The 16613-nt window shown below is 33.2% G+C and carries 15 protein-coding genes; 11 read left to right on the top strand and 4 right to left on the bottom strand.

Annotation, left to right across the window (positions count from 1 at the left end; genetic code table 11):
• Positions 1–50: 50 nt before the first annotated feature.
• Both GQS07_RS02020 and GQS07_RS02015 read left to right on the top strand, forming a co-directional pair.
• A complete protein-coding gene (locus tag GQS07_RS02020; protein ID WP_233269298.1) occupies positions 51–977 on the top strand; it encodes a hypothetical protein in 927 nt (308 codons plus the stop codon).
• Positions 937–3255 (top strand): hypothetical protein, encoded by a 2319-nt coding sequence (locus GQS07_RS02015; RefSeq protein WP_158209397.1) that lies wholly within the window; start codon positions 937–939, stop codon positions 3253–3255. The genes GQS07_RS02020 and GQS07_RS02015 overlap by 41 nt, the downstream gene beginning before the upstream one ends.
• Positions 3256–3298: 43 nt before the next feature.
• Here the strand turns inward: GQS07_RS02015 and GQS07_RS02010 are convergent, their stop codons facing one another.
• The gene (locus GQS07_RS02010; RefSeq protein ID WP_158209396.1) at positions 3299–3598 is read right to left on the bottom strand and encodes a hypothetical protein; all 300 of its coding nucleotides are present in this window, start codon (positions 3596–3598) and stop codon (positions 3299–3301) included.
• A 127-nt stretch (positions 3599–3725) separates the two neighbouring features.
• Here GQS07_RS02010 and GQS07_RS02005 point away from each other — a divergent pair, with 127 nt between their 5' ends.
• From GQS07_RS02005 to GQS07_RS01990, 4 genes are read left to right on the top strand one after another with little or no spacing between them, the layout of a single operon-like run.
• Positions 3726–5084 carry a UDP-N-acetylmuramate--L-alanine ligase gene (locus tag GQS07_RS02005; protein ID WP_158209395.1) on the top strand — a complete coding sequence of 453 codons (1359 nt, stop codon included), beginning with the start codon at positions 3726–3728 and terminating at the stop codon, positions 5082–5084.
• A 1-nt stretch (position 5085) separates the two neighbouring features.
• Positions 5086–6573 (top strand): potassium/proton antiporter, encoded by a 1488-nt coding sequence (locus GQS07_RS02000; RefSeq protein ID WP_158209394.1) that lies wholly within the window; start codon positions 5086–5088, stop codon positions 6571–6573.
• Positions 6574–6626: 53 nt separating this feature from the next.
• Positions 6627–7319, top strand: coding sequence for a RadC family protein (radC, locus tag GQS07_RS01995; RefSeq protein WP_158209393.1), 693 nt, complete (start codon positions 6627–6629; stop codon positions 7317–7319).
• 55 nt (positions 7320–7374) lie between these two features.
• Positions 7375–8073 (top strand): YjjG family noncanonical pyrimidine nucleotidase, encoded by a 699-nt coding sequence (locus GQS07_RS01990; protein ID WP_158209392.1) that lies wholly within the window; start codon positions 7375–7377, stop codon positions 8071–8073.
• A 30-nt stretch (positions 8074–8103) separates the two neighbouring features.
• On the opposite strand, the gene GQS07_RS01985 is transcribed toward GQS07_RS01990, so the two are convergent.
• On the bottom strand, positions 8104–9381 hold the full coding sequence (locus tag GQS07_RS01985; RefSeq protein WP_158211310.1) for a replication-associated recombination protein A: 1278 nt from the start codon (positions 9379–9381) through the stop codon (positions 8104–8106).
• 755 nt (positions 9382–10136) lie between these two features.
• Between GQS07_RS01985 and GQS07_RS01980 the strand changes: the two genes are divergently transcribed.
• Positions 10137–10964: a rhomboid family intramembrane serine protease gene (locus GQS07_RS01980; RefSeq protein ID WP_158209391.1), complete on the top strand. Its 828-nt coding sequence runs from the start codon at positions 10137–10139 to the stop codon at positions 10962–10964.
• A 30-nt stretch (positions 10965–10994) separates the two neighbouring features.
• Here the strand turns inward: GQS07_RS01980 and GQS07_RS01975 are convergent, their stop codons facing one another.
• Both GQS07_RS01975 and rlmB read right to left on the bottom strand, forming a co-directional pair.
• Positions 10995–12065 carry a hypothetical protein gene (locus GQS07_RS01975; RefSeq protein ID WP_410505296.1) on the bottom strand — a complete coding sequence of 357 codons (1071 nt, stop codon included), beginning with the start codon at positions 12063–12065 and terminating at the stop codon, positions 10995–10997.
• Positions 12040–12774 (bottom strand): 23S rRNA (guanosine(2251)-2'-O)-methyltransferase RlmB, encoded by a 735-nt coding sequence (rlmB, locus tag GQS07_RS01970; protein ID WP_158209390.1) that lies wholly within the window; start codon positions 12772–12774, stop codon positions 12040–12042. Before rlmB ends, GQS07_RS01975 begins: the two co-directional genes overlap by 26 nt.
• 457 nt (positions 12775–13231) lie before the next feature.
• Between rlmB and rpsL the strand changes: the two genes are divergently transcribed.
• From rpsL to rpsJ, 4 genes are read left to right on the top strand one after another with little or no spacing between them, the layout of a single operon-like run.
• Positions 13232–13612, top strand: coding sequence for a 30S ribosomal protein S12 (rpsL, locus tag GQS07_RS01965; protein ID WP_090410210.1), 381 nt, complete (start codon positions 13232–13234; stop codon positions 13610–13612).
• A 25-nt stretch (positions 13613–13637) separates the two neighbouring features.
• Positions 13638–14114, top strand: a complete 477-nt coding sequence (rpsG, locus tag GQS07_RS01960) for a 30S ribosomal protein S7 (protein WP_090410211.1) — start codon at positions 13638–13640, stop codon at positions 14112–14114.
• A gap of 21 nt (positions 14115–14135) precedes the next feature.
• Positions 14136–16271 (top strand): elongation factor G, encoded by a 2136-nt coding sequence (fusA, locus tag GQS07_RS01955; RefSeq protein WP_158209389.1) that lies wholly within the window; start codon positions 14136–14138, stop codon positions 16269–16271.
• 16 nt (positions 16272–16287) lie between these two features.
• On the top strand, positions 16288–16593 hold the full coding sequence (gene rpsJ / locus GQS07_RS01950; protein WP_006259497.1) for a 30S ribosomal protein S10: 306 nt from the start codon (positions 16288–16290) through the stop codon (positions 16591–16593).
• The last annotated feature ends 20 nt before the right edge of the window (positions 16594–16613 follow it).

Genomic DNA, 16613 nt, shown 5'->3' with positions numbered 1-16613 from the left:
TTTTGTTGCTCGGATGCGATTTTAAAAACAATAAAAATTCAAAAACATCATTGTCATATTATTATTGGCGTACGTCTTTTCAGTTAGATAGTATAGAGAAAAAGTCATTGGAAGAATTGAATATAAAGAAACTTTATATAAGGTATTTTGATGTTGTTCTTCAAGGCAATCAAGCTATACCTGTTAGTCCAATCATTTTTAAAGAACGGCTACCTCAGTTAGAAGTTGTACCTGTTGTTTATATTAAGAATGAAGTTTTAATTAACGAGCAGACTAACTTGTACACATTGGCAGAGAAGATAGTTGATTTTATTAGACAGGTAAATGATGTGAATGATGTAGACTGTCAAGAAATTCAATTAGATTGTGATTGGACTTTACAGTCTAAAGATCGTTTTTTTAAGTTGATCGAGTATATTAAAAAAGATATTGATTGGAAGTTGACGTCAACAATCCGATTACATCAAGTTAAGTATGCATCAAAAACAGGAATACCTGATGTTGATGGTGGAGTACTAATGTATTATAATATGGGAACTATTGCTTCTGATAGTTTGAATTCTATTTATGATAGAAGCATAGCGAAAAAGTATATAGGAGGATTGAAAGATTATCCTCTAACATTAGATTATGCTTTTCCAATTTACTCTTGGGTAGTTCAAAGTAGAAATGGAAAAGTAATAAAGTTAATAAGTCGTGTACGCTTAGATGACTTAAAGGAAAAAAGTGGACTAAAGCAAATCAGTGAATTTGTTTTTAGTGTTCAAGAAGAAGGACTTTATTTTGGGGAGTATTTTCAAGTGGGAGATCAAGTAAAAGTTGAAAGTATTAAACCAGAACAGTTGCAAGAAATGAAACAAGATTTGTATCAGGCAAGTGGTAAATGTCCATCTGAAATAATATTATATGATTTGAATTCAAAAAATGTGCGTTTTTATGAGAAAGAAGTTTTGGAAGAATTGTCTCTATGCAAGTAGCTTTTCTTTAATAATAGGAGTAGGAGCCTATACTTATGCGTGTGCAGACGATTGGTTTAGTTATTCGTCTGTGTCGTCATTTGCACCAGAGGCTTTTGTTGATAATTCATATAAACCAATGTTTTTTGCGCCGTATGAGCGTTTTTATAATTGGGGCTATATGGATAATGTTTCTATGTTCAACGACCAAATTGTTGAAGATTGGAAAGCTTATTTAGGGAGTAGTGTACCTGAACACGTAATCAAAGAATACTTAGTAGAAAGTACGGATACAACTGATAATATACGTGATTTATATAATGATGTATTAAAGAAGAAAGCAAAAACGGGAACTTATGGTTTAAACCTGAAAGATGAAAAGGTTAGAAACTTTATTACATTCTTATATTTTGCAAAGGAGATAGAAGCTTATAGTGCGCAAACGATTAATTATTGGGATTACGAAAATCATATTGCGATTACAGCTTCTGATAGAGTGGTTAATGAAATAGAGTCGTACTATAATAAGTTGAGTAAAAACGACACTTTCTTTACAAACCGTATGTGGTTTCAAGTAATGAAAGCTAAGTTTTATTCTAAGGATAGAGCTTCGGTGATTTCTTATTTTGAGCATACAGCAAACGGGCAAGTTAAGAATACTCTTTATTATCGCGCGGTGGGCTATGTTGCTGGTGCTTATTATCAACAAGCTAATTACGTTAAGTCTAACTTGTATTATGCAGAGGTGTTTAATGCTGAACCTTCAATGAGACAAGTGGCATTGTATAATTTCAGACCATTAGACAATAAACAACTTCAGAATGTTATTAATAGTACCAATGATAAAGAAGTAAAAGCCGCAATTTGGGCGATTACTGGTTATTATAAAAGTTCGGCTGAAGCAATGAAAGAAGTCTATGCTATAGATCCAAATAGTAAGCATATAGATTATTTATTGACTCGCTGGGTGAATGAACAAGAGAGTGCTGTAAATGTTTTTGTAGACAGTAGTTTTAAGTCGAAGGATGAGTATTTCAAGACTATTAAAAAGAAGATTGACTTAAATACATTGAAATGGGTAAAACAAGTTGCTAATGATACAAAAGGTGTTCATAACCCTGTATTGTGGAAGTTGGCAGCAGGTTATATGGATGTGTTTCAAGGTAATTATAGCGAAGCAGAGAAATTAATAAAGGAGGCGAAAAGTTTTGTAAAAGGAGATGATAAACTATTGGCAGATCAAGTGAGATTGTTTGCTTTGATAAATACTGTTTCACAAGTTAAGAAGATTGATAAAACAGTTGAAAAATTGTTGATAACAGATTTAAAGTGGCTTTATAATGATTTGCCCAATGGTGATTATGAAGGAGCTTTTAGATATGACTATGCATCAAATTGGATACGCCAATTTTTATCTGCGGTTTATAAGGAACAAGGTAATTTAATTATGTCTGAACTATTGCTTAGTGATGGTAGTTCTTTCTACCAAGATGTGAAACGTTCTAATGAAATGGAAGCCTTTTTTAAAAAAACGAATAAGTCTGAAATAGAAAGTTTATTTGCTTCTCATTACAGGTTTAATTTGAGTGATATTTATGAAAGCCGTGCTATCTATTTGTATTATCAAGATAAGGTAGAAGAGGCTATAGTAGAAATGGAAAAGGCAGAGCCAGTTAGAAAGTGGAGTAGTTTTTACAATGAAGAAACGGTTGATGCATATAAAGAAGCTGAATTGTATGGAAACCCGTTCAATGGTAAGATAAAGGACTGTAATGACTGTGATCACGCTGCTAAGCAAAGTGTAAAATACAGCAAGCTTGCTTTCTTGAAAAAGGTAAAAGAAATGCAAGATAATGTTAAGAATGGTAACGATGTGTTTAACAATGCTATGTTGTTAGGAAATGCTTATTACAACACAACTTATTTTGGTAATGCAAGAATGTTCTATTATAATAATATTGTTGGAGAGTCAGGAAGTAATAGTATAATGTCAGAAAACAAATCGTTTTTGTTAAGTATGAAATTAGCTCAAAAATATTACAATATTGCTAAAGCTAATGCTACAACAAGAGAACAGAAAGCAAAGTTAGCTTACTTTGATGCTAAAATAGAACGCAATACATTTTATGTAGGGAAGTATCACGCAGATAGTTATTACTACGGAGCTTGGGGAGATGACACTGTGTTTAAAAAGTGGAGTGGATTTGCCGAGTTACAAGAAAAGTACAGCGATACTAAATACTATAAAGAAGTAATTAATGAATGTGGATATTTTAGAAAGTATCTTGGAATGGAATAATTAATAATAAGAACTCTGGGTAACTTAGGTTATTCAGAGTTTTTTATTTGGTTAAAGCTAATAGGATAACAAGGTTTAATCCGATTGAAATTGTAATTGGAAAAAGTGATATTACAATTGCAAATAGAGAAGGAGTGAGCTTATTGTTTATCTTTTTAGATTTGTTGTAAGAGAGAATTGAAAACAATAAAGCTGTACAACCCAAGAAGAAAGCAATTATGTTGACAAATGGTATAAATGAAATAATGATTGCGATAAACGAACAGATAAATGATAAGAGATTATAGACAAAGCAAGTACTTGCTATATTCGCTTTCTCATAATTTGTAAGTTGCTTGTTCATTAGAAAAGACTTAATAGTTAGATATTTTAGTCCTAATATAGCTGTATTTTGATTAAAAATAAGTATGTTTTCTTTTTAAAATTGTATTTTTACGCTAAGTTGAATTTATTGATCAAAATAGAAAATAATGCGTGTACATTTTATCGCAATAGGAGGGAGTGCAATGCACAATTTAGCTCTGGCATTGCATGCAAAAGGTGATGTTGTATCGGGTAGTGATGATGCTATCTTTGAACCTTCAAAAACAAGACTTGCTCAACAGGGACTATTACCAGAACAAGAAGGTTGGTTTCCTGAGAAAATAACTTCAGATATAGAGGCTGTAATTCTTGGTATGCACGCTAAAGGGGATAATCCTGAATTAGCGAAGGCAAAAGAATTAGGCTTGAAAATATATTCTTATCCAGAGTTCATTTACGAACACTCAAAAAATAAAACGCGTGTTGTAATCGGTGGTTCTCACGGAAAAACAACCATTACATCTATGATTCTTCACGTTATGCATTATCACGGTGTAGAAGTGGATTATTTAGTTGGTGCTCAATTAGAAGGGTTTGACCGAATGGTAAACTTAACTTCTGACAATGAATTTATGCTAATAGAGGGAGACGAATACTTATCGTCTGCTTTAGATTTACGCCCTAAATTTCACTTGTACCAACCTAATATTGCTTTGCTTAGTGGTATAGCTTGGGATCATATTAATGTGTTCCCAACTTTTGATAACTACGTGGAGCAATTTAGCATCTTTGTTGACAAAATTGTTAATGGAGGAATCTTAATCTACAATGAGGAAGATGCAGTTATCAACGAAATAGTTGAAAATACTAAAAACCCAATTCGCAAATTACCTTATGCAACTCCGGAATATTCAATTGACGGAGGGGTTACTTATTTAGAGACTCCAGAAGGACCAATGCCTTTAGAGGTATTTGGTAAACACAATTTAAGCAACTTGAGTGGGGCTAAGTGGGTTTGTCAAAATATGGGTATTGATGAAGAAGATTTTTATGAAGCTATTGCGTCTTTTAAGGGAGCATCAAAACGCTTAGAGAAGTTGTGTGATAATGGAAGTACTGTTGTATTTAAAGATTTTGCGCATTCTCCAAGTAAAGTGATTGCTACTACTGAAGCTGTAAAAATGCAGTATCCAAACAAGAAGGTTATCGCGTGTTTAGAATTGCATACTTACAGTTCTTTAAATGCAAACTTTTTGAGTGAGTATGAAGGAGCACTTGCTAAAGCTGATGAAGCAGTTGTTTTTTACTCTTTAGAGGCTTTGAAAATTAAGCGACTTGATGAAATCTCATCAGAGCAAATGGTTAATGCATTCAAGAAAGATAATCTTGTAACGTATACCAATGCTGCTGATTTTAGAACGTATTTAGATGCTTTAGATTTAGATAATACCGTATTACTATTTATGAGTTCTGGTAATTACGGAGGATTAGACTTAAACGAATTTGCCAATAATTTGATTACATAATATGCACACTATTACTCCTGAAAATATTTTATTAGTAGGATCTGTTCTTTTATTTGTTAGTGTTTTAGCAGGTAGAACTTCATTCCGTTTTGGAATTCCAGTTCTTTTAATGTTCCTTTTTATAGGAATGCTTGCAGGTTCGGAAGGACTTGGTGGAATTCATTTTGATAACCCACAATTGACACAGTTTATAGGAATTGCATCGTTGAATTTTATTTTATTTTCAGGAGGATTAGATACGCATAAAGATGATATACGCCCCGTCGCCGCAAAAGGAATAGTACTCTCCACCTTAGGAGTGTTACTTACTGCTTTTGCGGTAGGGGCGTTTGTTTTTTACATATCTCCATTCACCTTTTTAGAGTCATTATTGTTGGGGTCTATTGTGTCTTCTACAGACTCTGCTGCTGTATTCTCTATACTGCGTTCTAAAGGATTAGGTTTGAAGAATAATATCAGACCAATGCTTGAGTTAGAGAGTGGTAGTAATGACCCAATGGCATATGTTCTAACGATTACAGTTTTGAGCTTTATGCAGATTCCGGATATGAGTTGGTTTTCCATATTAGAGTCGTTTGTTTTACAAATGTTAGTTGGTGCTGTTATGGGATTTGTAATGGGGAAAGCTGGTCGCTATGTATTGAATAAATTAGATTTAGGGTATGAAGGCCTTTATATGGTAATTGTACTTGCACTAATGTTCTTTACTTTCTCTTTCACAGATGTAATTCGTGGAAATGGATTCTTAGCTGTTTATATTGCAGGATTAGTCTTAGGTAATTCGAAGGTTGTTCATAAAAAACAAATCATACGATTCTTTGATGGAATGGCTTGGATTATGCAAATTGTCTTGTTCTTGACCTTAGGACTTTTAGTGTTCCCATCTGAAATTATTAATGTTGCTGGAATCGGTATTGCTGTTTCAATCTTTATGATTTTGGTAGCAAGGCCTATTGCAGTCTTTATATGTTTATCTTTTTTTAAGGTGGATATTCGAACTAAAACATTTGTGTCTTGGGTTGGTTTAAGAGGAGCAGTTCCTATTGTATTTGCTACTTATCCTTTAGTAGCAGGAGTTCCTCAAGCTGATGTTATTTTTAATATAGTTTTCTTTATTACACTTATATCTATTTTATTCCAAGGGAGTACAATTTCTTTGTTTGCTAAGTGGTTAAAATTAGATTTACCAGAAGAAGATAAGGTTAAGGAACAATTGACATATGATTTAGATAATCGTGAAATGACCTTAATGGCAATTGTAGATGTTAAAGAACATTACCCTGTTGTCTCAAAGAGCTTGGTTGATATTGATTTGCCATCAAGTGTTATTATAGCAATGATAAGAAGAAATAAACGATTCTTTATTCCAAGTGGTTCTACTGTTATTGAGGCAGGAGATAAGATTGTACTTCTGGCAAGTGATCGGGAAGAGAAGCGAAAAACGACTGCTTTTTTTAGAGGAGAAGGTTTTTTAGGTGTTGAAGAATAAGTAATTCAAGGCTTGATTTTTGATAGTGATAAGTTGCTATTAAAATATCAAAAATGGAAAAACAAAGGATTACTATCAAAGAATGGGCTGAAGACGACCGGCCACGAGAAAAATTAGTTTTAAAAGGAAAGGCATCGTTAAGTGATGCCGAATTACTGGCAATACTTATTGGTTCGGGAAATAAAGAAGAATCAGCAGTTGAGCTATGTAAGAAAATATTACTTACCTATAATAATAACTTAGGATTATTAGCACGGCAAAGTTTAAGCCAATTGACTTCATTTAAAGGAATAGGAGAGGCTAAAGCTATTTCAATTATTGCTGCATTAGAACTTGGTCAACGTAGACGAATGAACGAACAATTAGATTTGTCTAAGATTACATCAAGTAAAGATGTTTTTGAAATTATGAATCCGATTATAGGAAGTTTAGATCACGAAGAGTTCTGGGTTATCTTTCTGAATAATTCAAATAAGATTAAGTTTAAAACGTCTTTAAGTAAAGGGGGAATGACAGGAACGGTTGTTGATATTCGCGTCTTATTTCAAATTGCCTTAGAGCAAAAAGCGACAGGAATTATCTTGTCTCACAATCATCCAAGTGGGAAACTTAAACCCAGTGAGGCAGATATTTCAATCACCAAAAAAATAAAGGAAGCAGGAAAAGTAATGGATGTTCAGGTGTTAGACCACGTTATTGTAACTGAATATAGTTATTATAGTTTTGCAGATGAAGGTTTGTTATAGTGCTTACTAAATTTAGAATACTTAATTTTGTCGCTAACACAATGAAATTATAGGTATGAGTTTTGGAGGTTTTTCTGGAAAGACAAATATATTTTTTGATTTAGATCACACTTTATGGGATTTTGAAACAAATTCAGCAAAGGCTTTTGAGCAGGTAATAGCTGAGTCTAATTTTCCTTTTACAAGTGAACAGTTTTTAAATTATTACATAGATATTAATGCTGTTTACTGGGATAAATATAGTTTGAATCAAGTAACAAAAGAGGAGTTAAGGGTAGGACGTATTCGCGATACATTTGAGGCTTTGGACTACGAAAGTAGTGTAGAGGGAATTCTGAAATTAGGAGATGAATATATTCGTACTTTACCTAACTTTAATCATCTTTTTGATGGGGCTGTAGAATTGTTAGACTATTTACAACAAAAATATAGATTACATATAATCACAAATGGATTTAGTGAAGTTCAACAAAAGAAGTTGTCTAATTCAGGAATTGAAGATTATTTTATTACGGTTACTAATTCAGAATTAGCAGGAGTTAATAAACCTGATCCACAAATATTTCACTTTGCTATGAATCAAGCGAAAGCAAAAGTTGATGAAGCGGTGATGGTAGGGGATAACTTATTAGCAGATATTAAAGGTGCTTTAGGTGTAGGAATGGATGCTATTTATTATAATCAATTTGATAAAGAAGTATCGCCGGAGATTATACAAGTAAATGAATTAATAAAAATAAAAGACCTACTTTAAGAGTAGGTCTTTTATTTTATAATTATAGTCTTAATAGTTATATTTTATCTGCCATCTGTTTTTCAAGAATTCACGAGTACTCTTTTCTCTGCTATTATCGCCAGGTTCATAAAGTACAAGACCACTAATCTCATTAGGTAAGTATTCTTGCTCTACGAAGTTGCCAGAATAATCGTGTGAGTATTTGTAGTCCTCACCATAACCTAATTCTTTCATTAATTTAGTTGGGGCATTTCTTAAGTGAATAGGAATCGATAAATCGCCAGTTTGTTTTACTACTTGTTGTGCTTTTCCAATAGCTAAATAAGTTGAATTACTTTTAGGTGATGTAGCTAAATAAATAGCGCATTGGCTTAGTAATATTCTACTTTCAGGATAACCAATAACAGAAACAGCTTGGAATGTATTTGTTGCCATAATTAAAGCAGTAGGATTTGCATTTCCGATATCTTCAGATGCAGAAATAACAAGCCTCCTTGCAATGAACTTTACATCTTCACCTCCTTCAATCATTCTTGCTAACCAATAAACTGCACCATTAGGATCACTTCCTCTAATTGACTTGATGAATGCTGAAATGATATCATAATGTTGTTCACCAGTTTTGTCATACAAAACAGTATTTTTTTGAACAACCTTCATAACCATTTCATTGTTGATTTCAATCTTGTCATCCGTTGTTGCGTTGACAATAAGTTCAAATGTGTTCAAAAGTTTACGGCCATCACCACCAGATAATCTAAAAAGAGCTTCTGTTTCTTTTAAGGTTATCTCTTTTGATTGTAAAAATTTGTCTTTAGCAATAGCTCGAATAAGTAGTGCGTTTAAATCTTCTTTGGTGAAAGCATTAAGGGTGTAAACCTGGCATCTTGAAAGTAAAGCAGGTATTACTTCAAAACTTGGATTTTCTGTGGTTGCACCAATTAGAGTTACCCATCCACGTTCAACCGCAGCAAGCAATGAGTCTTGTTGAGATTTGCTAAAACGATGGATCTCATCAATAAATAAGATTGGATTTCGAGCAGCAAATAAGCCTGTATTTTGTTTAGCTTTATCAATTACTTCACGAATATCTTTTACCCCAGCATTGATAGCACTTAATACATAGAAAGGACGTTCACTTTCTTTAGCTATAATTTCCGCTAATGTAGTTTTACCAGTACCAGGAGGTCCCCAAAAGATAAGGGAAGGAATAAATCCCATTTTCAATTGATTGGTCAGAATACCTGTTTCTCCCACTAAATGGGATTGACTGATATAATCTTCTAATGAATGCGGTCTGACTCTCTCTGCTAAAGGTGCTTCCATAGTATCTTTCTTAATAACTTTATTCACAAAAATACAACGCTTTTTTAAACTTCATCAACAATCTGTTTATTATGATTAAATCAACAGCTTTTAGTTGTGATTGAATATGTTTAAAAACAGAAAACTTTAATGACTGGAAGCATCAATTGTGATTGCTAATTAGCTGTATAGTGCTGAATGCGATGATTTATTTTAAATAAAAAAAGCTAATCTTAAACGTGTTTTTGTTTAAAAACTGGACTTGTAAATACTTTTTTAGTCAAAAAAATGCCTGTTTTTAAAGATTATAAGTGCTATTTTAGAGATAATATTACTTTTATAGAACAATATTATTTTACTTTTTTGAGTCTGTTTTTTAGAGTTATTTATCCGTAAGCCCTTTAAGTACGGAGATTAACAGATTTATCTTATGCAATATTTCTTGTAGATTTTTTATAGAATTATCTGAGGGGTGTCTGAGTATTGTCGGACAATGGTCCGACTTTAAGGCCCTCAACCCGTGTAAACACGGAGAATTCTCAGATGAGAGTCAGAGAATACTATTTTAAGATATTGTCAATGGTTTGTTTAAGGGAGTGTTGAATGTGAGTTTAATTATAGTAGTTCCTTTGTTGATGAGGGGGGAGAGCTGTTTATAAAGGTAGTTTTAAGATATTAAGAAGTTGGCTTTTGCTTTAATTGATAGATATGATCAAGAATTACAATTAAAGTTTCTTTTGTTATTTAATATTCACAATAGTTACTAAATTAGGAGGATGAATCAAAAGAATCCACCCTTTACAATTTCGCTTTTGTTATTACCTCTTTTTGCTGTGGTAATTATATGGGGTGTTTACTGGGCTGATTGGACCTACTATTTAGAATTATATAGGTATGGTGTTTATCCTCGTACTTTGAGCGGCTTGCGAGGTATTCTGTTTAGTCCTTTTATTCACGGAGGGTTAAAGCATTTATATAACAATTCAGCTGCATTATTTGTATTGCTAACGTTACTTCAATACTTCTATAAAAAACAAGTATGGGCTGTACTTGGCTTTGGTATTATACTTTCGGGTATTGGTACTTGGCTAATAGCAAGAGAGAGCTTTCACATAGGGGCGAGTGGTTTGGTTTATGTTTTAGTGAGCTTTATCTTTTTTAAAGGAGTACAAACCAGATATTTTAGATTGATGGCTTTGTCTTTAGTAATAGTTGTTTTGTATGGTGGTACTGTCTGGTATATGTTTCCAGAGATAGAAGAAGGGATTTCTTGGGAAGGACATTTAAGTGGTTTTATAACTGGTTTAATATTGAGTTTTGTTTTGTCTAATCCAGATATGCCTGAAAAGTATTACAAATACGAGTGGCAAAAACCTGATTATGATGAGAGTAAAGATTCATTTATGCAATGCTTTGATAAAAATGGGAATTTTATAATAATTCCCAAAGAAGTAGTTGTTGAAAGAGATTATAAGAATCCTTTTCGTTCTTCGTTACCCATTATATATAATAAGCTATATCCTATAAAACAAAATAAGGATTTGCAAGAAGAGTTAATTAAGTTGTTGATGATTGCTCTTGATAAAAGAGAGATTACTAAATAGTAACAAGATCAAAATAAAAAAGCGTCTTCGTTAAAAGACGCTTTTATAATTTTTAATGACATAGTTTATCATAGTCTCTAATATTTCTCCCATATTAGAGCAGTATTTAAATTGTTTGTCTTTGCTCAAGTTGTACAAATCGAGTTTGAGATGATCTATATTTTCGAGAGTTGAAATGGTGTCTTTTTTCATTACCTCAATTAGGTCATCAAATCGTTCTTTGTTACTCAAAACTCTTCTGACTAAAACGGAACGGACTTCTTTTCGATACTGTTCTATTGAATTGTCTTTTAGTTTGTCTAAAACCATCATAACTACCGTACTATTTTCTTTGAAAAACTGGGGCATATAAAACTTTAAATTGCCTTCATAATTTTGCTGATCAAAGTCAATAGGACGTATTCTATAAACTACTTGGTCAAAATCGTGGGTAGGAATGATAACGTAATTATACGATCTCATATCACCTAATAAGCCAAGTAGACATCTTTCATTGAACTTTACAAACTCTTTAGAGATTTGTGCTTTTTCTAATTCAGTACATTTTGGCAAGTGGTCTTTTATAAACACATCAGCAGGAATTCCTAAGATGTGCTCTTCAATTAAAGTTTCCTTATAAACCAAAAAGTTCATTGGGTAAGGAGAGAGCATCTCTTCTAATTCTAACCCGTATATTCTTGAAGCATCGGCTCTTTTTATATAAAGATTTGTAAAGTTGTCATTCAGAATATTTCTTACTTTAATTCTAAAGGGTTTTGAATTGCCAAACGAACAAAAGTCAATGCTGTCAATTGTTAAGAATGGCAATGTTTGTTCATCTCCATCAGAATGAAGTAAAGTGTATATTTTTGTTAGACTTGCTTCAATTTCTTTGTATTCGTGTTCAGGATAATAAACTCTTAACCAAAGTGTATCATTTCCTTTAGAATCTTCTAAATTGATAAAACCACAAAAGCGCATTAAGTCATCATAGAAAATACTGGTCTTAGTAATACGGTTGTATTTTTCTAAGTACGCTTCAAGTTCTTGATTAACTGGAAAATTAGGTTTCTTTTGTAGTTTAGTCTTTTTCAAATTATCTTCTTTGTCTGATAGTTTCATACAAGAAAGCACCACAAGCAACAGATACGTTTAATGAATCAATTACACTAAACATCGGTAGTTTTGCTTTCTCGTCGATGATTTTTAATACAGAAGGGTTGATTCCTTTATCTTCACTACCCATAATAATAGCTAAAGGTACGTTTAGATCTACGTCGTAAATTTCTTTCTCAGCTTTTTCAGTAGCTCCTAAAGTGATTACACCAGAACCTTGTAAATAGAATACAGCATCTTTAATGTGATCAACTTTACAAATAGGAATATTAAAAACAGCACCAGCAGATGTTTTAACAGTATCTCCATTTACTGGAGCAGCACCATTTTTACCAACGATGATTCCGTCAGCACCACAACATACAGCAGTACGTATAATAGCTCCAAAATTACGAGCATCTGATAATTGGTCTAAAATAAGGAATAGAGGTTTATCTTTTTTCTCTAAAACAGATTCAACTAAAGTTTCTAAAGCAACAAATGCAATAGGGGCAATGTTAGCAATAGCACCTTGGTGATTCTTTTTAGTAAGTCTGTTTAATTTTTCAATAGGTACATATGAAAAATTAATATTATTCTTTTTTAAGTTTTTGATAAGTTCATTCATTAGCTCACCTTGAGCGTCTTTCTGAATAAAAACTTTATCAATGTCTTTTCCTGCTTCTATGGCTTCGATAATTGCGCGAATACCAAATATTTGATTGTCCTGTTCCATTTTGCAAAGGTAAATATATTTTGTGTTCAACAATACAAGAAAGTTTAAATGCTCTCTATATTATAAGGAGAGAGAATTATTGGAATGTTTTTTGTGTTTTGTTTTTTTGTAAAATGTTGTTTTTTAGATTTTTGTATTCAATTTTAGGTTTTTTTTTGACAATGTAAAAAGCTTAAATAAGATGTTTTTTTGGTTTTGACGATTATTTTTCTTATATTGAATATGCAAAAAGTATTTCTATTAAAAACTAAAAATACAGGATAAATCTAAGTAATATGGGGGTTTGAAAAACGCTCAGGATAAACACGTTCTTTTTTGTATTAAAAGGAATAGGTAAAAAAAATTAATTCTGTTGAAAATTAGTGTTTTGAGATTTGAATAATTAAAAAATAGTTATACATTTGCAACCCCGTATATAGTGCGGAATAATATATTGTAGAAATTATTAATAAACATTATGCCAACAATTCAACAATTAGTAAGAACAGGGAGAACCCAATTGACTAAGAAGAGTAAATCGGTTGCTTTGGATTCTTGTCCTCAAAGAAGAGGTGTTTGTACGCGTGTTTATACTACTACACCAAAAAAACCTAACTCTGCAATGCGTAAAGTTGCAAGGGTACGTTTGACAAATGGTAATGAAGTAAACGCTTACATCCCAGGAGAAGGACACAATTTACAAGAGCACTCGATAGTATTAGTTAGAGGTGGAAGGGTGAAAGACTTACCAGGTGTTAGATACCACATCGTTCGTGGAGCTTTGGATACTGCAGGAGTAAGCGGTAGAACTCAAAGAAGATCTAAATATGGTGCTAAACGCCCTAAAGACAAAAAATAATCGTATAAACGTTTAAGAAACAGACATGAGAAAAAGACAGGCTAAAAAGAGACCTCTTTTACCAGATCCAAAATTTAATGACCAGTTAGTAACTCGTTTCGTTAATAACTTGATGTGGGATGGAAAAAAGTCTACAGCGTTTAAAGTTTTCTATGATGCTTTAGAAATCGTAGAAGAAAAGAAACAAGATGAAGAAAAAACTTCATTAGATGTTTGGAAAGATGCATTAACTAACGTTATGCCACACGTAGAGGTTCGTTCTCGTCGTGTTGGTGGAGCAACATTCCAAATTCCAATGCAAATTCGTCCGGATAGAAAGATCTCTATGGCAATGAAATGGATGATTTTGTATGCGAGAAAAAGAAATGAGAAATCTATGGCTGCAAGATTAGCATCTGAAATTTTAGCTGCTGCTAAAGAAGAAGGAGCTGCTGTTAAAAAGAGAATGGATACTCATAAAATGGCTGAAGCTAATAAAGCATTCTCTCACTTTAGATTTTAATCCATACAGAAACTATATACAATGGCAAGAGATTTAAAATATACAAGAAATATTGGTATCGCTGCTCACATCGATGCTGGTAAAACAACTACTACAGAGCGTATTTTGTTCTATACAGGTAAAAACCATAAAATGGGAGAGACTCACGAAGGATCTGCTACTATGGACTGGATGGAGCAAGAAGCAGAAAGAGGTATTACAATTACTTCAGCTGCAACTACTTGTACTTGGAGTTTCCCAACGAATCAAGGGGCAAAATTGCCTGATTCAATGGAATACCACTTCAATATTATTGATACTCCAGGACACGTTGACTTTACAGTAGAGGTTAACCGTTCTTTACGTGTATTAGATGGATTAGTATTCTTATTTAGTGCTGTTGATGGTGTTGAGCCTCAATCAGAAACTAACTGGAGATTAGCTGATAATTACAAAGTACCTCGTATGGGGTTTGTAAATAAAATGGACCGTCAAGGTGCTAACTTCTTAGCTGTTTGTCAGCAAGTTAAAGATATGTTGAAATCAAATGCAGTGCCGATTGTTTTACCAATTGGTGATGAAGCTGATTTTAGAGGTATCGTTGACTTAGTTAAAAACAGAGCAATCGTATGGCACGATGAGAACCACGGTTCTACATTTGATGTTGTTGAGATTCCTGCTGACATGGTTGATGATGTTAAACAATACAGAGGTCAATTAATCGAAGAGGTTGCGGCTTATGACGAAAACCTTTTAGAAAAATATATGATGGATGAGGAATCAATTTCTGAGGACGAAATCCACGCTGCATTAAGAGCTGCAACTTTGGATATGAGTATCATTCCAATGACTTGTGGATCTTCATTCAAAAACAAAGGTGTTCAGTTTATGTTAGATGCTGTTTGTCGTTACTTACCTTCTCCAATGGACAAGGAAGGTATTGAAGGAACAGATCCTGATACTGAAGAGCCAATCGTACGTAAACCATCTGTAACAGAGCCGTTCTCTGCATTAGCGTTTAAAATTGCTACTGACCCATTCGTAGGTCGTTTAGCTTTCTTTAGAACTTATTCAGGACACTTAGATGCAGGTTCTTACGTATTGAATACTCGTTCTGGTAATAAAGAGCGTATTTCTCGTATCTACCAAATGCACGCTAACAAACAAAATCCAATCGAATATATTGAGGCTGGAGATATTGGAGCTGCTGTAGGGTTTAAAGATATCAAAACTGGAGATACTCTATGTGATGAGAAAAACCCAATCGTTTTAGAAAGTATGATTTTCCCAGATCCTGTAATTGGTATCGCTATTGAGCCAAAAACAAAAGCGGATATGGATAGAATGGGTACTGCTTTAGCTAAATTAGCTGAGGAAGATCCAACGTTCACAGTGAAAACTGACCATGCTTCTGGACAAACAGTAATTTCTGGTATGGGAGAGTTACACTTAGACGTGTTAATCGACCGTATGAAACGTGAGTTTAAAGTAGAAGTTAACCAAGGTGAACCACAGGTAGAGTACAAAGAGGCTCTTACACGTGATGCACAACACAGAGAAGTTTATAAAAAACAATCTGGTGGACGTGGTAAATTCGCTGATATCGTTTTCAAAATTGGACCTGCAGAAGACGTTGATGGTAAACCAGCAGTTGGATTACAATTCGTTAATGAGGTTAAAGGTGGTAACGTACCAAAAGAATATATTCCTTCAGTAGAAAAAGGATTTAGAGAAGCAATGAAACAAGGACCTTTAGCAGGATTCGAAATGGATTCTATGAAAGTTACTTTAACTGATGGATCTTTCCACGCAGTTGACTCTGATGCTTTATCTTTCGAATTAGCTGCTAAAATGGGATATAAAGAGTCTGCAAAAGCTGCAGGAGCTGTTATTCTTGAGCCAATTATGAAGTTAGAAGTGTTAACTCCAGAAGAAAACATGGGTGATATTGTAGGTGACTTAAACCGTCGTCGTGGACAAATCAATAGCATGGATGATAGAGCTGGTTCTAAAGTTGTTAAAGCTTCAGTTCCATTATCAGAAATGTTTGGTTATGTTACTACATTAAGAACATTATCATCAGGTAGAGCTACTTCTACAATGGAGTTCTCTCATTATGCAGAAACACCTTCTAATATTTCTGAAGGAGTTATTGCAAAAGCTAAAGGAAACGCATAATCTTAGTTAGAGAAAAATGAGTCAAAAAATCAGAATAAAATTAAAATCTTACGATCATATGTTGGTTGATAAATCAGCTGAGAAAATCGTAAAAACTGTAAAAAGTACAGGTGCAGTAGTAACAGGACCAATTCCGTTACCAACACACAAAAAAATATTTACTGTTCTTCGTTCTCCTCACGTGAACAAAAAAGCAAGAGAGCAGTTTGAATTAAGTTCTTACAAAAGATTGTTAGATATCTATTCTTCATCTTCTAAAACAATTGATGCTTTAATGAAATTAGAGTTACCAAGTGGAGTAGAAGTTGAAATCAAAGTGTGATAAATAACGCTTAGTTCGAA

The organism is Myroides phaeus (genome assembly GCF_009799805.1).
GTDB lineage: Bacteria > Bacteroidota > Bacteroidia > Flavobacteriales > Flavobacteriaceae > Flavobacterium > Flavobacterium phaeum_A.
Note: the sequence above shows the minus strand (reverse complement) of the source record. Positions and strands in the feature narration are given on the sequence as shown.

Excerpts from the sequence above, each read along its gene's own strand:
- GQS07_RS02015 (WP_158209397.1), top strand. The coding sequence starts at position 937 with ATGAGAAAGAAGTTTTGGAAGAATTGTCTCTATGCAAGTAGCTTTTCT.
- GQS07_RS01980 (WP_158209391.1), top strand. The coding sequence starts at position 10,137 with ATGAATCAAAAGAATCCACCCTTTACAATTTCGCTTTTGTTATTACCT.
- rpsG (WP_090410211.1), top strand. The coding sequence starts at position 13,638 with ATGAGAAAAAGACAGGCTAAAAAGAGACCTCTTTTACCAGATCCAAAA.
- GQS07_RS01990 (WP_158209392.1), top strand. The coding sequence starts at position 7,375 with ATGAGTTTTGGAGGTTTTTCTGGAAAGACAAATATATTTTTTGATTTA.
- rpsJ (WP_006259497.1), top strand. The coding sequence starts at position 16,288 with ATGAGTCAAAAAATCAGAATAAAATTAAAATCTTACGATCATATGTTG.
- GQS07_RS02010 (WP_158209396.1), bottom strand. The coding sequence starts at position 3,598 with ATGAACAAGCAACTTACAAATTATGAGAAAGCGAATATAGCAAGTACT.
- GQS07_RS01985 (WP_158211310.1), bottom strand. The coding sequence starts at position 9,381 with ATGGAAGCACCTTTAGCAGAGAGAGTCAGACCGCATTCATTAGAAGAT.
- fusA (WP_158209389.1), top strand. The coding sequence starts at position 14,136 with ATGGCAAGAGATTTAAAATATACAAGAAATATTGGTATCGCTGCTCAC.
- rpsL (WP_090410210.1), top strand. The coding sequence starts at position 13,232 with ATGCCAACAATTCAACAATTAGTAAGAACAGGGAGAACCCAATTGACT.
- GQS07_RS02005 (WP_158209395.1), top strand. The coding sequence starts at position 3,726 with ATGCGTGTACATTTTATCGCAATAGGAGGGAGTGCAATGCACAATTTA.
- rlmB (WP_158209390.1), bottom strand. The coding sequence starts at position 12,774 with ATGGAACAGGACAATCAAATATTTGGTATTCGCGCAATTATCGAAGCC.
- GQS07_RS01975 (WP_410505296.1), bottom strand. The coding sequence starts at position 12,065 with ATGAAACTATCAGACAAAGAAGATAATTTGAAAAAGACTAAACTACAA.
- GQS07_RS02000 (WP_158209394.1), top strand. The coding sequence starts at position 5,086 with ATGCACACTATTACTCCTGAAAATATTTTATTAGTAGGATCTGTTCTT.
- radC (WP_158209393.1), top strand. The coding sequence starts at position 6,627 with ATGGAAAAACAAAGGATTACTATCAAAGAATGGGCTGAAGACGACCGG.